The 16,420-nt window shown below is 69.8% G+C and carries 11 protein-coding genes; 9 read left to right on the top strand and 2 right to left on the bottom strand.

Going from position 1 to position 16,420, the window contains the following annotated elements:
• Window positions 1-139: 139 nt before the first annotated feature.
• Window positions 140-2,305, bottom strand: coding sequence for a DEAD/DEAH box helicase (locus ACTWQE_RS12275; protein ID WP_443328924.1), 2,166 nt, complete (start codon window positions 2,303-2,305; stop codon window positions 140-142).
• Between the two features lie 145 nt (window positions 2,306-2,450).
• Between ACTWQE_RS12275 and ACTWQE_RS12270 the strand changes: the two genes are divergently transcribed.
• The 6 genes from ACTWQE_RS12270 to ACTWQE_RS12245 all read left to right on the top strand — a co-directional run bounded on the left by ACTWQE_RS12270 (window position 2,451) and on the right by ACTWQE_RS12245 (window position 10,695).
• On the top strand, window positions 2,451-3,722 hold the full coding sequence (locus ACTWQE_RS12270; RefSeq protein WP_443328923.1) for a DUF4192 domain-containing protein: 1,272 nt from the start codon (window positions 2,451-2,453) through the stop codon (window positions 3,720-3,722).
• Window positions 3,723-4,081: 359 nt separating this feature from the next.
• The gene (locus ACTWQE_RS12265; protein WP_443328922.1) at window positions 4,082-4,846 is read left to right on the top strand and encodes an NUDIX hydrolase; all 765 of its coding nucleotides are present in this window, start codon (window positions 4,082-4,084) and stop codon (window positions 4,844-4,846) included.
• 161 nt (window positions 4,847-5,007) lie between these two features.
• Window positions 5,008-6,756: an ABC transporter ATP-binding protein gene (locus tag ACTWQE_RS12260; RefSeq protein WP_443328921.1), complete on the top strand. Its 1,749-nt coding sequence runs from the start codon at window positions 5,008-5,010 to the stop codon at window positions 6,754-6,756.
• Window positions 6,757-6,858: 102 nt separating this feature from the next.
• Window positions 6,859-7,800 carry a FadR/GntR family transcriptional regulator gene (locus ACTWQE_RS12255; protein ID WP_443328920.1) on the top strand — a complete coding sequence of 314 codons (942 nt, stop codon included), beginning with the start codon at window positions 6,859-6,861 and terminating at the stop codon, window positions 7,798-7,800.
• Window positions 7,801-8,155: 355 nt separating this feature from the next.
• A complete protein-coding gene (locus ACTWQE_RS12250; protein WP_443328919.1) occupies window positions 8,156-9,718 on the top strand; it encodes an RNA polymerase sigma factor in 1,563 nt (520 codons plus the stop codon).
• 146 nt (window positions 9,719-9,864) lie between these two features.
• On the top strand, window positions 9,865-10,695 hold the full coding sequence (locus ACTWQE_RS12245) for a serine protease (RefSeq protein WP_443328918.1): 831 nt from the start codon (window positions 9,865-9,867) through the stop codon (window positions 10,693-10,695).
• A 179-nt stretch (window positions 10,696-10,874) separates the two neighbouring features.
• On the opposite strand, the gene ACTWQE_RS12240 is transcribed toward ACTWQE_RS12245, so the two are convergent.
• Window positions 10,875-11,105, bottom strand: coding sequence for a DUF7455 domain-containing protein (locus tag ACTWQE_RS12240; protein WP_443328917.1), 231 nt, complete (start codon window positions 11,103-11,105; stop codon window positions 10,875-10,877).
• Window positions 11,106-11,537: 432 nt separating this feature from the next.
• On the opposite strand from ACTWQE_RS12240, the gene ACTWQE_RS12235 reads away from it, so the two are divergent.
• The 3 genes from ACTWQE_RS12235 (at window position 11,538) to ACTWQE_RS12225 (ending at window position 16,288) form a co-directional block, all read left to right on the top strand.
• Window positions 11,538-13,670, top strand: coding sequence for a DNA gyrase/topoisomerase IV subunit B (locus ACTWQE_RS12235; protein ID WP_443328916.1), 2,133 nt, complete (start codon window positions 11,538-11,540; stop codon window positions 13,668-13,670).
• A 318-nt stretch (window positions 13,671-13,988) separates the two neighbouring features.
• Window positions 13,989-14,570, top strand: coding sequence for a DUF485 domain-containing protein (locus ACTWQE_RS12230; protein ID WP_443328915.1), 582 nt, complete (start codon window positions 13,989-13,991; stop codon window positions 14,568-14,570).
• 89 nt (window positions 14,571-14,659) lie between these two features.
• Window positions 14,660-16,288 carry a solute symporter family protein gene (locus ACTWQE_RS12225; protein WP_443328960.1) on the top strand — a complete coding sequence of 543 codons (1,629 nt, stop codon included), beginning with the start codon at window positions 14,660-14,662 and terminating at the stop codon, window positions 16,286-16,288.
• Window positions 16,289-16,420: the final 132 nt, after the last annotated feature.

Here is a 16,420-nt window from a genome sequence, read left to right as displayed (position 1 = left end):
GACCGAACCGTGGACGGGCCGGGTGCGGGGGAGCACTGCCAATTCTTGCGGTCCTCCGGGCAAGCGGCAATGAGCAGTTGGCGACGCGGACCGGTATCGGACGGTCCGCGGCCTATGTTCCCCACCGGCTTCCTCCGGCTCACCCCTGTACGGCGAGGACCAGCGGAAACACTTCCTCCGCGCCTGCCCGGCGCAGCAGTCGCGCCGCAACGGCAAGGGTCCAGCCTGTGTCCGCCAGATCGTCCACCAGCAGGACGGGACCAGGAGTCTCGGACAGAGCCTCGGACAGCTCGGGCGGCACGGTCAGAGCGCCGTGCAGAGCCCGTAGCCGCTGGGCGCTGTTGGAACGCGGCACCCTGGTGTCCACGTCTGCGTCCGCGTACGAGACGGAACCCAGCAGAGGCATCCTGCCGACGGCCGCTATACGTTCTCCCAGTGTCCGGATCAGCTGTGGACGGGACCTTGACGCGACGGTGACGACTCCAACGGGCCGGACTGGGGCATCCGATGCACCGGAGGCCCAACCCCCCGGTCCCTTCGCCCAGTCGGCGAGAACCGTCACCACCGCGTTGGCCACATCGTCGGGTACCGGCTCGTCCTGGGCCTGCGGGGAGAGCATCGGCCGCAGCCGGTTTCCCCACCCGATGTCGGAGAGCCGTCCCAGAGCCCGTCCGGGCGCGGCCTGCTCCGTGGCGGGGATACGGCCCTTGAGCTCCACACCGACAGCCGCCAGCCCCGTGGGCCACATCCGACGCGGTTCCACCTCGACGCCCGGCCGGCCGAGCTCACCCCGGGCCGCGTCCAGAGAGTCCGTGGAGACCTCGGTGGTGAAACGGGCGCCCGCGCAGTTGTCACAACGACCGCAGGGAACCGCCGCGTCGTCGTCCAGCTGCCGCCGCAGGAACTCCATCCGGCAGGCGTCCGTCGCGGCGTAATCGCGCATCGCCTGCTGCTCGGCCTCGCGCTGCCGGGCCACCCAGGCATAGCGCTCGGCGTCGTAGGCCCACGGCCGCCCCGTGGCGGTCCAACCACCGCGCACCCGGCGCACCGCACCGTCCACGTCGAGCACTTTGAGCATGGTCTCCAGTCGCGACCGCCGCAGATCGACCTGCGGCTCGAGCGCCGGAAGGGACAGCGGACGCCCGGCTTCGGCGAGCACATCGAGGGTACGGCGCACCTGCTCCTCGGCCGGGAAGGCGAGCGAGGCGAAGTACCGCCAGATCGCCTCGTCCTCGCGGCCGGGCAGCAGCAGCACCTCGGCATGCTCTACGCCACGCCCGGCGCGCCCCACCTGCTGGTAGTAGGCGATGGGGGAGGAGGGAGAACCGAGGTGGACGACGAAACCCAGGTCCGGCTTGTCGAAGCCCATCCCCAGCGCCGAGGTGGCGACCAGTGCCTTGACGCGGTTCGCGAGCAGATCCGCCTCCGCCGCCCGGCGGTCGGCGTCCTCGGTCCTGCCGGAGTACGAGGCCACGGTGTGTCCGCGCTGCCGCAGGAAGGCCGTCACCTCCTCGGCTGCCGCCACGGTCAGGGTGTAGATGATTCCGGATCCCGGGAGCTCACCGAGGTGGTCGGCGAGCCAGGCGAGCCGGTGAGCGGCATCCGGCAGCGGGAGCACGCCGAGGCTGAGGCTCTCGCGGTCGAGTGGTCCGCGCAGGACGAGGGCTTCGGACGTCCCCTCTCCGGTGCCGAGCTGTTCGGCGACGTCGGCGGTGACGCGTGCATTGGCCGTGGCGGTCGTGGCGAGGACCGGTACACCCGGGGGCAGGTCCGCGAGCATCGTGCGCAGCCGCCGGTAGTCCGGCCGGAAGTCGTGCCCCCAGTCGGAAATGCAGTGGGCCTCGTCCACCACAAGCAGTCCGGTGCTCGCTGCGAGTTTGGGCAGGACCTGATCACGGAAGTCGGGGTTGTTCAACCGCTCCGGACTGACCAGCAGCACATCCACCTCGCCGGCGGTCACTTCCGCCTGGACCGCGCCCCACTCCTCGGGGTTGGCGGAGTTGATGGTGCGAGCGCGGATGCCCGCCCGCTCGGCCGCCTCGATCTGGTTCCGCATGAGGGCGAGAAGCGGTGAAACGATCACCGTGGGTCCGCTGCCGCGCTCCCGCAGCAGCGCAGTGGCCACGAAGTACACCGCCGACTTGCCCCAGCCGGTGCGCTGCACCACCAGGGCCCGGCGGTGGTGCGCGACCAGCGCTTCGATCGCCCGCCACTGATCATCACGGAGCGTGGCTTTCCCGCGAGGGTCCCCGACGAGACGGGCGAGTACGGCGTCGGCCGACGACCGGAGGTCTTCGTTGCTCATGGCCCCATGCAACCCGATGGCACGGACATCGCGCGAACGCGACGGTGCGGCCTGTGGACAAGACATCCACAGCATTAGTGCGACAAGAAGCGAGAGTTATCCACAGGGGTGGCGGCGTCGGGCAGCTGACCGGCACCGTCGTGGCATGACCCAGCACAGCGAACCGTCCCAGCCGTCCACCGAAGAGCAGATCACCCTGCGCAGCCCGGGGGAGCTCGCCGACGCCCTGCCGTATCTCCTTGGATTCCACCCCGACGACAGCATCGTCATGGTCGCGCTGCACGGCGACCGCGGCCGATTCGGCGGCCGCCTCCGACTCGGTATCCCGACCAGCCGGGAGGAGTGGCCGGATGTCGCCGACCAGCTTGCGGAGTGCCTGGTGACCGGGTGCGAGAAGCGCGGCAGCCGGCCCGAGGCCATCCTCGTTTTTCTGTGCCAGGACCCTCCTGTGCCCGGCGGGGAGAAGGGGCAAGAGGTGATGGAGCGGCTCCGGCCGCTGGCCCAGTGCTTGCGTACGGCATGCGGTGAGCTGGACGTGCCCGTGCTCGAGGCGCTGTGCATCTCGGGGGGCCGGTTCTGGTCGTACTGCTGCCCTGACGCTCGCTGTTGTCCCGTGGAGGGCACCCCACTGGCCCTGCCCGGCACGTCCGTGATGGCGGCGGCCGCCACCTATGCCGGGATCCAGGTGCGCGGATCACTCCGCGAGATGGAGGCCAGACTCGCCCCGCTGACATCGGCCGCCACGCGGGCACAGGAAGAGGCATCGGACGCGGCCACTGCCGAGCTGGTCCCGAGGATCCTCGGGGGAGTGGGGCGGGAGACGGTCGGCCAGGAGACGCTCGTACTCGTCCGGCGGCTCCTGGACCGGTTCGGGGACACGCCGCCGGTCGGCAGCGATCATGAAGCCGACTCCCGCGACGACGCCCTTGTGACCGACGAGGAGGCTGCCGCGATCATTCTCGGGCTCCAGGACCGGACGACGCGTGACCGGGCCGCGGAATGGATGGAGGGGCGGGAGGCGCCGGCGGCCGTGCGTGTGTGGAGGGCGATCGCCCGGCGCTGCGTCGGGGCATATACCGACCATGCGGCGGCCCCGCTCACTCTGGCCGGGTGGGTGGCCTGGTCCACCGGGGACGAGCCTGCGGCCCGGGTCGCGCTGGGGATGGCTCTGCGGGCCGACCCCGACTACCTGTTCGCCAAGCTGCTGCACCAAGGAGCGAACGAAGGTCTGGATCCGGAACTGCTCCGCCGTTGTCTCCGCGAGGAGCGGGTGGCCCGGGCCGACGGGCGGTCGAAGCGGGTGCCCAAGCAAGCACCGGATGGCGGTCCTCGGGGCCGGACCAGGCCCTCCGGGCGTGCGGACCGCAGCGGGACGCGCCGCCGCACCGGACAGCGCGGAGCAAGGAGCAGCGGATGAGGACACCGCTCGGGGACCTCGGGGTACCGGGAGCTTCGCCGTGATGGGCGCCGAGTGCCCGCGGCATGCCCCCGGCCCCGGTCCACCGGATGGGCCCACGGGCGTGCCTGCCGGATGGACGCCCGGGCGCGGGCTGTGTGTCTCAGACGCACCTTGCGCTGTGGCCCGCCAGAGCACTCCGGGCCACCGGGCCGAGCGCCTCGGAGCGGCCGTTCTCCGCTCCGGAGCAGTGGCGGACCAGCTGGTCGGGCACGGCCGCGGCCGAGGAGTGATCGCGGCACTCCGGGCGGGTGCGGGAGGCCGATGAAGTGGCCGTTGAAGGTCCTGATTATCGTCAGGCAGACGACTATGATCGCCGCATGTCGCCCTACGACCCGTCGGCTTTTCCGCCTTTCGCTGTCACCGTCGACCTGGTCGTGCTCACCGTGCGTCGGCATGCGCTGTGTGCGTTGGCCGTGCGCCGCGGAGAGCCGCCGTTCCAGGGACGTTGGGCGCTTCCGGGCGGCTTCGTACGGGCCGATGAGGACCTCGCGACGGCCGCGGCCCGGGAGCTCGCCGAAGAGACCGGGCTCCTGGCGCACGATCCCTCCGGCCCGGCGCCCGTCAACGGAGCCCATCTCGAACAGCTCGCCACCTACGGCGAGCCCAAGCGCGATCCCCGGATGCGGGTGGTCAGCGTGGCGCATCTGGTGCTGGCCCCCGATCTGCCCGCCCCGCGCCCTGGCGGTGACGCGCACAGCGCGCGGTGGGCTCCGGTGGAGGATCTGCTCGGCCGGGAGGGCGGCTTCGGCCGCGAGGGGGAGGAGGTGGCTCCGCTCGCTTTCGACCACGCCAGAATCCTTGCGGACGGTGTGGAGCGCGCGCGCTCCAAGATCGAGTACTCCTCTCTGGCCACCGCCTTCTGCCCCCAGGAATTCACCGTCGGCGAGCTGCGCAGAGTCTATGAAGCCGTGTGGGGCGTCGCCCTCGATCCGCGGAACTTTCACCGCAAGGTGACCGGCACACCCGGCTTCCTCGTGCCGACCGGCGGTACGACGACCCGTCAGGGCGGCCGTCCCGCTCAGCTGTTCCGCGCCGGCGGGGCGACACTCCTCAACCCGCCCATGCTCCGCCCCGAGGTCTGAGCCCACATCAGGCCCCGGTCGGCCCACACCGGGACGCCAAGGGACACACGGTCGGCGGTCATGCCCCGCGTGCTGCATGGAAAATAGGACATGTCGCGTTATCTTGCTCCGGTACCTGCCGCACCTGCCGACGAGCGGTCTCCCGTCCCGCGAGAGAAGCGATGATCCAGGCCATCGGACTGACCAGCGCCCCCCGACGCAGTGACCCGCCCGCTGTCGACGACCTGACCTTCGATGCCCGTCCGGGCCTCGTCACCGTACTGCTCGGTGCTGCAGGCGCAGGCAAGACGACGGCTCTGCGGCTCATGCTCCAACTCCAGCCCGGCCGCGGCGTCGCCCTCTTCCGCGGCCGGCCCCTGCACCACATTCCGCATCCCTCCCGGGAGGTCGGGGTGATGCTGGGAGACGTACCCGGCCATCCCGCACGCACGGCCGTCAGCCATGTGCGCATGCTCGCCGCCGCGGCCGGAGTCCCCACGGAGCGCGCGGACGAAGTGCTCGATGTCGTGGGCCTCAGCGGTCTCGCCGAGCAGCGCCTCGGATCGTTCTCGCTGGGCATGGATCGCAGGCTCGGCCTGGCGGCTGCTCTGATCGGCGATCCCCACACTCTCGTACTCGACGAGCCCACCCATGGGCTCTCGGCCCGCGAGAGGCTCTGGCTGCACAAGCTGCTGCGCGACTTCGCCGCCGAGGGCGGCACCGTCCTGGTGGCCGCCGACGACCCCAAGGAGGCGGCGCGCCTCGGGGACCAGGTGGTCACCATGGACCTGGGTCGCCTCGTCGCCGACCAGCCCGTGGCCGACTTCGCTCGCACACGCCTGCGGCCGCGTGTTGCCGTCCGCTCCCCGCACGCCGCCCGGCTCGCCGCCCTCCTCACCGAGGAGAGTGCTGCCGAAGGCGCTGTCAGGGAGGTCGTACGGGAAGGCGGAAGCCGTCTCTCCGTCTACGGCAGCACTTGTGCCGCAGTGGGCGAGACCGCCTTCCGGCACGGCATCCTCGTCCATCAGCTCGCGGACGAGGTCGGTGACATGGGTCCCGTCGCCGCCCTCCGCCGGGCCGACGGCCGCCCGGAGGTATCCGGTACCCGGTCGGACGTGCCCGAAGCGGCCGCTGCGATTCCCCGGACGCCACCGCCCGGACCGGCCTGGCCCTTGCGCTACGAACTGCGTCGCGCCGCCGGCGTACGCACCGGCTGGCTCGTGGCGGGCGTCACCATCGTGGCGTCCCTCCTCGCTTCCCTGCCCTTGGCGCGCTCCGGCGACGTGTCCACCGCCCGGATGCTCGCCGGGTGGCCGGCGCAACTGCCGCTGCCACCGGCGGCGTTCGGAGCCGGACTGCTGGGGGCTCTGGCGTTCGGGCAGGAGTTCCGCTATCCGGTGCTCGCGCACGGCCACAGCCCGGTTCCGCGGAGGCTCGGGCTGCTGACCGCCAAACTCGTGGTCTGCACCGTCGTCGCCGCAGTGCTGGGCATGGTGTCGGTGGCCGTCAACGTCGCGGTGCTGCGGCTCATTTTCGGCGGAGACGTCATCGGTCTGCCCCACGACTGGCCCGTGGCGGCCCTGGGGTGGGCGGACCTCGTCATGGGATGCGCCTGGGCCGGACTCCTCGCGGCCGGACTCTTCCGTTCCACAACGATGGGGCTGGCCGCGGTCCTGTCGGTGCCGGTGCTCGTCATGCCCGCCGTGCGGACTGTGCTGGAACGCCCCGCCGCGCGCTCACTCGGCGGGTTGCCCGGGCGCCTCAGATCCGGCTCGCTGATGCAGTGGCCCACCGGAGCCGACCACTGGGTCTCCGGGGCGTTCCGACTCGGATCCCAACCCGTCGGCCAAGCCCTCGCGTTGTCACTCTGCGCGCTGCTCTGCGCCTACCTGATCGTGGTCTTGCGCGGCAAGACCCGCTGGTGGCCGTGATCATCGGTACACACGGTGTGAACTGCCCACACCCCAACGGAGCCAGTCCGTTTGCTTCCGATTAGGCGTCAATTATGAGGTGATGGGCGATCACCCTTTCGTGTGCTTTTCACCAAAGACCTCAAGGGTGCACGAAGCGTCGCCGACAAAGGATGCGTGAGTACCCTTGCGCACACCATGATGACCGCGGCTCGCCCCGTCGACTCCGGCCTCCCCGGTCCGGGCGAGCTTGACCGCTACCCCTACGGCGAAGCCCCGGGCACCGACCGCCCCGGCAGTCCCTCCTGGGACGGGGCCGACACGGAGATGGGACGAGTCGGCCGGCGGGCGGCCGGCAGTCGCGGCCGTGGGCTGCACGGACAACTCGTCCAGCAGCTGGGCCAAATGATCGTCTCCGGCGACCTCGGCGCCGACCGCCCGCTCGTACCCGAGGAGATCGGCCAGCGCTTCGAGGTCTCCCGGACCGTCGTCCGGGAGTCGCTCCGTGTCCTCGAAGCCAAGGGCCTGGTCAGCGCCCGGCCCAATGTCGGAACCCGGGTCCGGCCGGTGAGCGACTGGAATCTCCTCGACCCGGACATCATCGAGTGGCGGGCGTTCGGTCCACAGCGCGAAGACCAGCGGCGGGAGCTGTGCGAGCTGCGCTGGACGATCGAGCCGCTCGCCGCCCGGCTCGCCGCCGGACACGGCCGGGAGGACGTACAGCAGCGCCTCGCCGACATGGTCGAGATCATGAGCCACTCCCTGGCCCAGGGGGACACCGTCACCTTCTCCCGCGCCGACACCGAGTTCCACGCCCTGCTGCTCCAGCTCGCGGGAAACCGGATGCTGGAGCACCTCTCGGGGATCGTGTCCTCCGCTCTCCAGGTCTCCGGAGGGCCGGCCACCGGCTGTGACCGCCCCAGCGAGACCTCGGTGGGAAACCACTCGCGCATCGTCGAGGCCATCGGTGCCGGAGACGCTCCCGGGGCGGAAGCGGCGATGCGGCAGCTGCTCACCGTCCACCTCGAGGTGGAGCGCGTTGTGCCCGCGCCGCGTGAGCACTGACCGCGGGAACGGCCGGCGTGCCGCCGGATCCCGGCGAGGGATCCGGCGGCCTCGACCGGGGGGCGTGGCGGGCCGACGCCCATGTGTGCGGCAATCACGGCTTTGCTCCTGTTTGTGGTCGGTTCGGAGCCGCTGTGCGATGTGACTCGGGCCACGCGGATCGGGCGTAACACTCTTCAGGGAAGCGCGATGACCTAAGAGGTGACAGTCGCTGAGGGAATACGGATGTCGTTCACGACGCTGTGTTGCTCTGCGGTTCCGCCCGCGCCGTCGGCCCATCCCCGCCGACGGTCTTCGGCTCCGGTCCACTGTGGACGGGGTCGGAAGCCGTTTCCATCGTTCCGAGAGGTTGTTCGTGTCGGCCAGCACATCCCGTACGCTCCCGCCGGAGATCGCCGAGTCCGAGTCTGTCATGGCGCTCATCGAGCGGGGAAAGGCTGAGGGGCAGATCGCCGGCGATGACGTGCGTCGTGCCTTCGAGGCTGACCAGATTCCGCCAACCCAGTGGAAGAATGTTCTGCGCAGCCTCAACCAGGTCCTCGACGAGGAGGGTGTGACGCTGATGGTCAGTGCCGCAGAGGCGCCCAAGCGCACCCGCAAGAGCGTCGCAGCGAAGAGCCCGGCGAAGCGCACCGCCACCAAGGCCGTCTCGGCCAAGACGGCCCAGGCCAAGAAGACCACCGCCCCCGCTGAACCGGCCGCCGAGGCCGAAGCCGAGGCCGGTATCGCCGACGAGACGGCGGCGCCCGCCAAGAAGACGGTCGCGAAGAAGACCGCCGCCAAGAAGACGGTCGCGAAGAAGACCGCCGCCAAGAAGACCGTGGCCAAGAAGACCGCCGGAAAGAAGGACGCCGACGAGCTCCTCGACGCCGACGAGGGCATCGATGAAGCCCCCGCGCCCGGCAAGGCCGGTGCCGAGGGCGGCGAGGCCGAGCCCGAGAGCCAGGGCTTCGTGCTCTCCGACGAGGACGAGGACGACGCTCCGGCGCAGCAGGTCGCCGCGGCCGGCGCCACCGCCGACCCCGTGAAGGACTACCTCAAGCAGATCGGCAAGGTCCCGCTGCTCAACGCCGAGCAGGAGGTGGAGCTCGCCAAGCGCATCGAGGCCGGACTGTTCGCCGAGGACAAGCTGTCGAACTCCGACAAGCTGGCACCGAAGCTCAAGCGCGAGCTGGAGATCATCGCTGAGGACGGCCGCCGCGCCAAGAACCACCTGCTCGAGGCGAACCTCCGTCTCGTGGTCTCCCTGGCCAAGCGCTACACGGGCCGCGGCATGCTCTTCCTGGACCTGATCCAGGAGGGCAACCTCGGTCTCATCCGTGCGGTCGAGAAGTTCGATTACACCAAGGGCTACAAGTTCTCCACGTACGCCACCTGGTGGATCCGCCAGGCGATCACCCGGGCGATGGCCGACCAGGCCCGCACCATTCGTATCCCGGTGCACATGGTCGAGGTCATCAACAAGCTCGCGCGAGTGCAGCGCCAGATGCTCCAGGACCTGGGCCGTGAGCCCACCCCTGAGGAGCTGGCCAAGGAGCTCGACATGACCCCCGAGAAGGTCATCGAGGTCCAGAAGTACGGCCGCGAGCCGATCTCGCTGCACACCCCGCTGGGTGAGGACGGCGACAGCGAGTTCGGTGACCTGATCGAGGACTCCGAGGCCGTCGTTCCCGCCGACGCGGTCAGCTTCACCCTTCTGCAGGAACAGCTGCACTCGGTCCTCGACACGCTCAGTGAGCGCGAGGCGGGCGTGGTGTCCATGCGCTTCGGCCTCACGGACGGCCAGCCCAAGACGCTGGACGAGATCGGCAAGGTCTACGGCGTGACGCGTGAGCGCATCCGTCAGATCGAGTCCAAGACGATGTCCAAGCTCCGGCACCCGTCCCGCTCCCAGGTGCTGCGCGACTACCTCGACTGATCGGCGCGTCACGAGCCGCCTCTCGGCCCGGAACCCTTCGTGGGTTCCGGGCCGATTGCTGTTCGGGCGTGTCAGTCCTGGTGCGTCGACCGCCCTCTTGGGTCACTCTGGGTGTGCACGAGGGCACCACAGAGTCAGGAGTGAGTATGCGTCCCATCTCCCGAGTGCTGGTCGGCGCGCTGGCGCTGGCCTCGTCCGCCGCTGTGGCGCTGCCTCTGGCGGTGCCCACTCCCGCCGTCGCGGACAGCGTGATCATAGGGGGACGGACGGTGGCGGTTGCCCAGAGCCCCTGGGCCGTGGCGCTGGCCAGTCGCGACCGGTTCGGCTCCGGCAGGTCCGGCCAGTTCTGTGGCGCGGTCGCCATCGGACGGACGAAGGTTCTCACCGCGGCTCACTGCATGAGCCGGGAAGTGCTGGGGACGGACCGGAGCGCTGTGCATGATCTTCGGGTGATCGCCGGGCGCGACAATCTGCGGGGCGCCGAGGGCAGAGAGATCGCTGTGGGCGGGGTGTGGGTCAACCCGGACTACAACGCCGTGACGAACGCCGGCGACGTCGCGGTGCTGACCCTGGCCGAGGCGCTCCCCGAGAGCCATGTCGCCCCCATGGCACTGAGCGGTGACAGCGCGTACAGCCCGGGCACGGCGGCTACGGTGTACGGCTGGGGGGACACCACGGGGCGGGGCACGTACGCGTCGACACTGCACGCGGCGACCGTGCAGGTGCTCGATGACGCGGTCTGCCAGAGGGCCTATCCAGGCACCCTGGACGGCCGCTACGAGGCGGACTCCATGGTGTGCGCCGGGGAGCCCGGCGGTGGCCGCGACGCCTGCCAGGGAGACAGCGGAGGGCCTCTGATGGCCGAGGGGCGACTGATCGGCCTGGTCTCGTGGGGCAGTGGATGCGGGGAGGCGGGCCAGCCGGGCGTCTACACCAGAGTCTCGGCAGTGGCCGGGCTGGTGGCCGCTCAGTCATGACCGCCATGTCCCGTCGTGGTCATGGTCATGGATCGCGTGACGCACAGTGGTCGATTCCACACTGAGAGACACAGGGGCGGAGGGCAGAGAACGAGAAACAGGCGGTCGCCCCAGTGTGTGAGGGGCGACCGCCCGCCGACCGGCCCTGGGCCGGCACTGGCTCGTCGGTGTGCGAGGTGTCAGCGTTCCTCTTGTGGCGCAGACGCCGGAGCGGCGGTGAGGCGCTCCGTCTCGTCCTGTATTTCCGCGGCGATCTTCTTGAGTTCTGGCTCGAACTTACGTCCATGGTGGGCGCAGAAGAGCAGTTCACCGCCGCTCATCAGGACGACGCGCAGGTAGGCCTGGGCGCCGCAACGGTCGCAGCGGTCAGCGGCCGTCAGCGGGCTCGCGGGTGTCAGAACAGTAGTCACGTCGCCTCTTCTCTAGCTCGACGAGCTGTCGTACCAGGGTCAACATCCAACCAGGCCGAAAACGTTCCCGCTCGTGCCTTTTCCTCGAAACTTCCTTCCGAGTCGATCGGATGCTGCCGGTTGGCGGCGAATGAGCCGTATTGCATCGGTTACGCATTCATCGCGCTGGTCTTGGTCTGTCCTTCCGGCTGGCTTGCCGGCTTGTTCATGAGGACGTGCCCGGAGCCTAAATGGTTCATGCCTGGAAGGGAACGTGATGTACGCGTCACCCGATTGAGGTATCGAACATACGAGCGAAAATCGACTACCATGGAGTTTCTCTTGGGTGGCGGCACAGGCGCTCTATCAGGCCTCGGTACCCTCTGACGGGCGACCCAGCCACCATTGAGTCCGGAAGCGGACCAACCAGAAATTCAGCGAGGAGCGAACCGCGTGACCGCCGAGACGTCCGTGCCGTCCACTGCGCTGCTGACGGGAGCAGACCGAGACGGTTCCAACTACACAGCGCGGCACCTGCTCGTCCTGGAGGGACTGGAGGCGGTGCGCAAGCGGCCCGGTATGTACATCGGCTCCACCGACAGCCGTGGCCTGATGCACTGCCTCTGGGAGATCATCGACAACTCCGTCGACGAGGCGCTCGGCGGCCACTGCGACCGTATCGAGGTGATTCTCCACGACGACGGCTCGGTCGAGGTCCGGGACAACGGCCGCGGCATTCCGGTCGACGTGGAGCCGAAGACCGGCCTCTCGGGCGTGGAAGTGGTGATGACCAAGCTGCATGCCGGCGGAAAGTTCGGCGGCGGTTCGTACGCGGCCTCCGGTGGTCTGCACGGTGTCGGCGCCTCCGTCGTCAACGCCCTCTCCTCGCGGCTCGACGTCGAGGTCGACCGCGGCGGCCACACGCACTCCATCAGCTTCCGCCGCGGTGTCCCGGGCATCTTCACCGAGTCGGGCCCGGAGGCGCCGTTCGACCCGTCCAACGGCCTCCTCAAGACCAAGAAGGTCACGAAGAGCCGCACCGGCACGCGCGTCCGCTACTGGGGGGACCGCCAGATCTTCCTCAAGGACGCCAAGCTCTCCCTGGAGACGCTGCACGCCCGTGCCCGGCAGACGGCCTTCCTGGTGCCGGGGCTGACCCTCGTCGTACGGGACGAGCGGGCCCTCGGCGGGCCGGAGGGCTCCGAACGGCCGAGCGAGGAGACCTTCCGCTACGACGGCGGGATCAGTGAGTTCTGCGAGTACCTCGCGCAGGACAAGGCCGTGTGCGACGTGCTCCGGCTCAGCGGGACCGGCACCTTCAAGGAAACGGTGCCGGTCCTGGACGACCGCGGGCATATGACGCCGACGGAGGTCACGCGCGAGCTCGGGGTCGATGTCGCGCTGCGCTGGGGCACGGGCTACGACACCACGGTCAAGTCGTTCGTGAACATCATCGCGACACCCAAGGGCGGCACTCACGTCGCCGGCTTCGAACGCTCCGTCACCCGGACCGTGAACGAGGTGCTGCGCGCCGGCAAGCTGTTGCGCGTCGCCGAGGACGATGTCGTCAAGGACGACGCGATGGAGGGGCTCACGGCGGTCGTCACGGTGCGGCTGGCCGAGCCCCAGTTCGAGGGGCAGACCAAGGAGGTGCTCGGTACCTCCGCGGCGTCCCGGATCGTCTCGGCGGTTGTGGCCAAAGAGCTCAAGGCCTTCCTGACCTCGACCAAGCGTGACAGCAAGCAGCAGGCCCGGTCGGTGCTGGACAAGATCGTCGCGGCGGCCCGTACGCGGATCGCGGCGCGGCAGCACAAGGAGGCGCAGCGGAGGAAGACGGCTCTGGAGTCCTCCTCCCTGCCGGCGAAGCTGGCGGACTGCCGCAGCGACGACGTGGACCGCAGCGAGCTGTTCATCGTGGAGGGGGACTCGGCGCTCGGTACCGCCAAGCTCGCCCGGGACTCCGAGTTCCAGGCGCTGCTGCCGATCCGGGGGAAGATCCTCAACGTCCAGAAGTCGTCGATCTCGGACATGCTCAAGAACGCCGAGTGCGGAGCGATCATCCAGGTCATAGGAGCCGGATCCGGCCGTACCTTCGACATCGACCAGGCGCGCTACGGCAAGATCGTGCTGCTGGTCGACGCCGATGTGGACGGCGCCCACATCCGCTGTCTGCTGCTGACCCTCTTCCAGCGCTACATGAGGCCGATGGTGGAGGCGGGGCGAGTCTTCGCGGCCGTGCCCCCGCTGCACCGGGTCGAGCTGACGCATCCGAAGAAGGGGCAGGAGAAGTACGTCTACACGTACTCGGACAACGAACTGCGCTCCACGCTGCTGGAGTTCCAGCGCAAGGGGATCAAGTTCAAGGACTCGATCCAGCGGTACAAGGGTCTCGGCGAGATGGACGCGGACCAGCTGGCGGAGACCACCATGGATCCGCGGCACCGGACCCTGCGCCGGATCAACATCGGTGATCTGGAGTCGTCCGAGCAGATCTTCGACCTGCTGATGGGCAACGAGGTCGCCCCGCGGAAGGAGTTCATCACCAGCTCCGCGGCGACCCTGGACCGGTCGCGGATCGACACCTGAGACCGGGCCGTCGTCCCGGCAGCGCAGAAGCGCTGGAGCCCTGCCAGGCGAGGGCGGGGGCCCTTGAGGCAGGATCCGTCCGGTCGGCTCCGCAGTGCAGCGAGGTCCCGTCCGGGCTCGGTCCGCCCGGACGGGCCCGGACGCTCCGCAGCGGGGCGAGGTCCCGCCCCGGCGTTCTCCGGGCTCCTGAGCCATGGCCTGCTGCCTGCGGAGACGGTCTCGGATGCCCGCGGCCGGGCGCCGGGGGCATCCGTCACCTGATGGTGTGAAGGTCCGGGATTGTGCAGCCCGGATCTTCCCGCTCTGTCCATCCTTGTGATGCGTGGCCAACGGGGCTGCGGAACAAGGAGACTTCGGGTGGAGAAGCACGACGGGCGGGAAGCCGGATCCATCCGGCTGGACGATCCCTGGTACGACGTGATCGCCTCGGGCTGGGGCGAGTCCGCCGACGGGAGCGCGGAGCCGGAGGGGCAGGTTGCTGCGGCGACGCCGCCACCGATGACCGAGCCGGAGGAGTACGGGGACGAGGCGGCCCAGCGTGCTGCGGCCGGGCCGGACGCCGCCGATGTCTATCTCGAGGTGCAGCGCAGCGCGGCGTTCCAGGAAGTGCGCAGCCGCTACCGCCGCTTCGTACTCCCCGCCTGTATCGCCTTCCTCACCTGGTACTTCGCCTATGTGGTCGCGGCCATCGCCGCTCCCGGTCTGATGGCCCGGCCGGTGGCCGGGTCGCTGAACGTCGCGATGCTGGCGGGGCTCGCCCAGTTCGCCACAACGTTCCTGCTGACCTACGCCTATGCCCGCCATGCGCGGCTCCGCCGGGACCGGCTGGCGCTGGACCTTCGCTGGATCGTCTTCGAACAGAACAGACAGCAGGAATCCACGCGGGGGCGGGAGAGTTGACCGGCGAGGGCATGACGACCCGGATGATGACGACGGCACCCGACGTGCCGGCCCAGCCGCTGATGCCCCACGCCTTCACGGCCCAGACCCTGACGACGGAGCACCAGGCCTTGGCGCTCGTGCTGTTCAGTGTCTTCGTCGCCGCGACACTGGCGATCACCACCTGGGTGAGCCGTAAACGCCAGGGCTCCGAGGTGGAGTTCTACACCGGTGGACGGCTCTTCTCGCCCATGGAGAACGGATTCGCCATCGCGGGCGACTACATGTCCGCCGCCTCCTTCCTCGGCATCTCCGGGCTGATCGCGCTCTTCGGGTATGACGGAATGCTCTACTCCGTGGGCTTTCTCGTTGCCTGGCTCGTGGTTCTGCTCCTCGTCGCCGAACTCGTCCGTAACTGCGGGCGCTTCACCCTCGCCGATGTCGTGGCCGCCCGGATGCGGGAGCGTCCCGTGCGGATCGCCCTGGGCACCTCTTCGGTCACCGTCTCCGTCCTCTATCTCGTCGCCCAGATGGTCGGTGCGGGCAGCCTGGTCGCGCTGCTGCTCGGCGGCTCGGGCCGGCATGCTCCCGGGCATTCGGCGTTCGGGGACCCCAGCACCTGGACGGTGGTCGGCGTCGGCGCCCTGATGGTCGTTTATGTCGCCTTCGGCGGCATGCGGGCCACCACCTGGATCCAGATCGTCAAGGCCGTGCTGCTGATGGGTGGGACCATCGCGCTCACCGTCTTCGTGCTGGTGCGCTTTCACGGCGATCTGGGAGTCCTGCTCACCACCGCCGCGGAACGCAGCGGCCACGGCGGGGACTTCCTCGTACCGGGCCTGAAGTACGGCGGCGACTGGACCGCCCGGCTGGACTTCATCAGCCTCGGTCTCGCGCTCGTCCTGGGCACCGCGGGGCTGCCGCACATCCTCTCGCGCTTCTACACCGTACCGACCGCCCGTGCCGCCCGCCGTTCCGTCATCTGGTCCATCGGGCTGATCGGCGGCTTCTATCTGATGACGATCGTGCTCGGCTTCGGTGCGGCAGCGGTTGTCGGTACCGACGCGGTGCGCGCCTCCAACCCGGCCGGGAACACCGCCATTCCGCTGCTCGCCCTGGATCTCGGCGGTGGGGAGGGATCCACGGGCGGTACGGTGCTCTTCGCCGTGGTCGCGGCTGTCGCATTCGCGACCATTCTGGCCGTGGTCGCCGGTATCACCCTCGCCTCGTCCGCCTCCGTCGCTCACGACCTGTACGCGTCGCTGCGCCGCCACCGGGCGAAGCGGCGCGGTGAGCGGAGCGAGGTGGCGGTGGCGCGGGCCGCCGCCGTGGGTATCGGTGCGGTGGCGATCGCCCTCGGTCTGCTGGCCCAGGACCTGAACGTGGCGTTCCTGGTCGGTCTGGCCTTCGCCGTCGCGGCCTCCGCCAACCTCCCGGCGCTGCTCTACGCCCTCTTCTGGAGCCGCTTCACCACCCGGGGCGCGGTGTGGGCGGTCTACGGCGGGCTGGTGCCCGCGGTCGTGCTCGTCCTGCTCTCCCCGGTGGTCTCCGGCAGCCCTGAATCGATCTTCCCGGGTGCGGACTTCCAGCTCTTCCCGCTGCAGAACCCCGGCCTGGTCTCCGTACCGCTCGGCTTCCTGGCGGGCTGGGTGGGCACGGTCACCTCGGTCGAGACTCCCGAGCCCGCGAAGCATGCGGAGACGGAGGTACGGGCTCTCACCGGTGCGGGCGCCGCGTAGGCCCGGCCGGGCGGTCCTCGGGGCCGGGATAGCCCGGTCCACCGGTAGTGCTGCTCGCTGGCCTCAGGGACGTACGACGACGATGTTCAGCGCAGGCCACAGGCGTAGCGGGTGCATCGATGAGGTCCGGTA

Source organism: Streptomyces sp. 8N706 (assembly GCF_052245415.1).
GTDB lineage: Bacteria > Actinomycetota > Actinomycetes > Streptomycetales > Streptomycetaceae > Streptomyces.
This window is presented reverse-complemented; position numbering and strand designations above follow the sequence as displayed.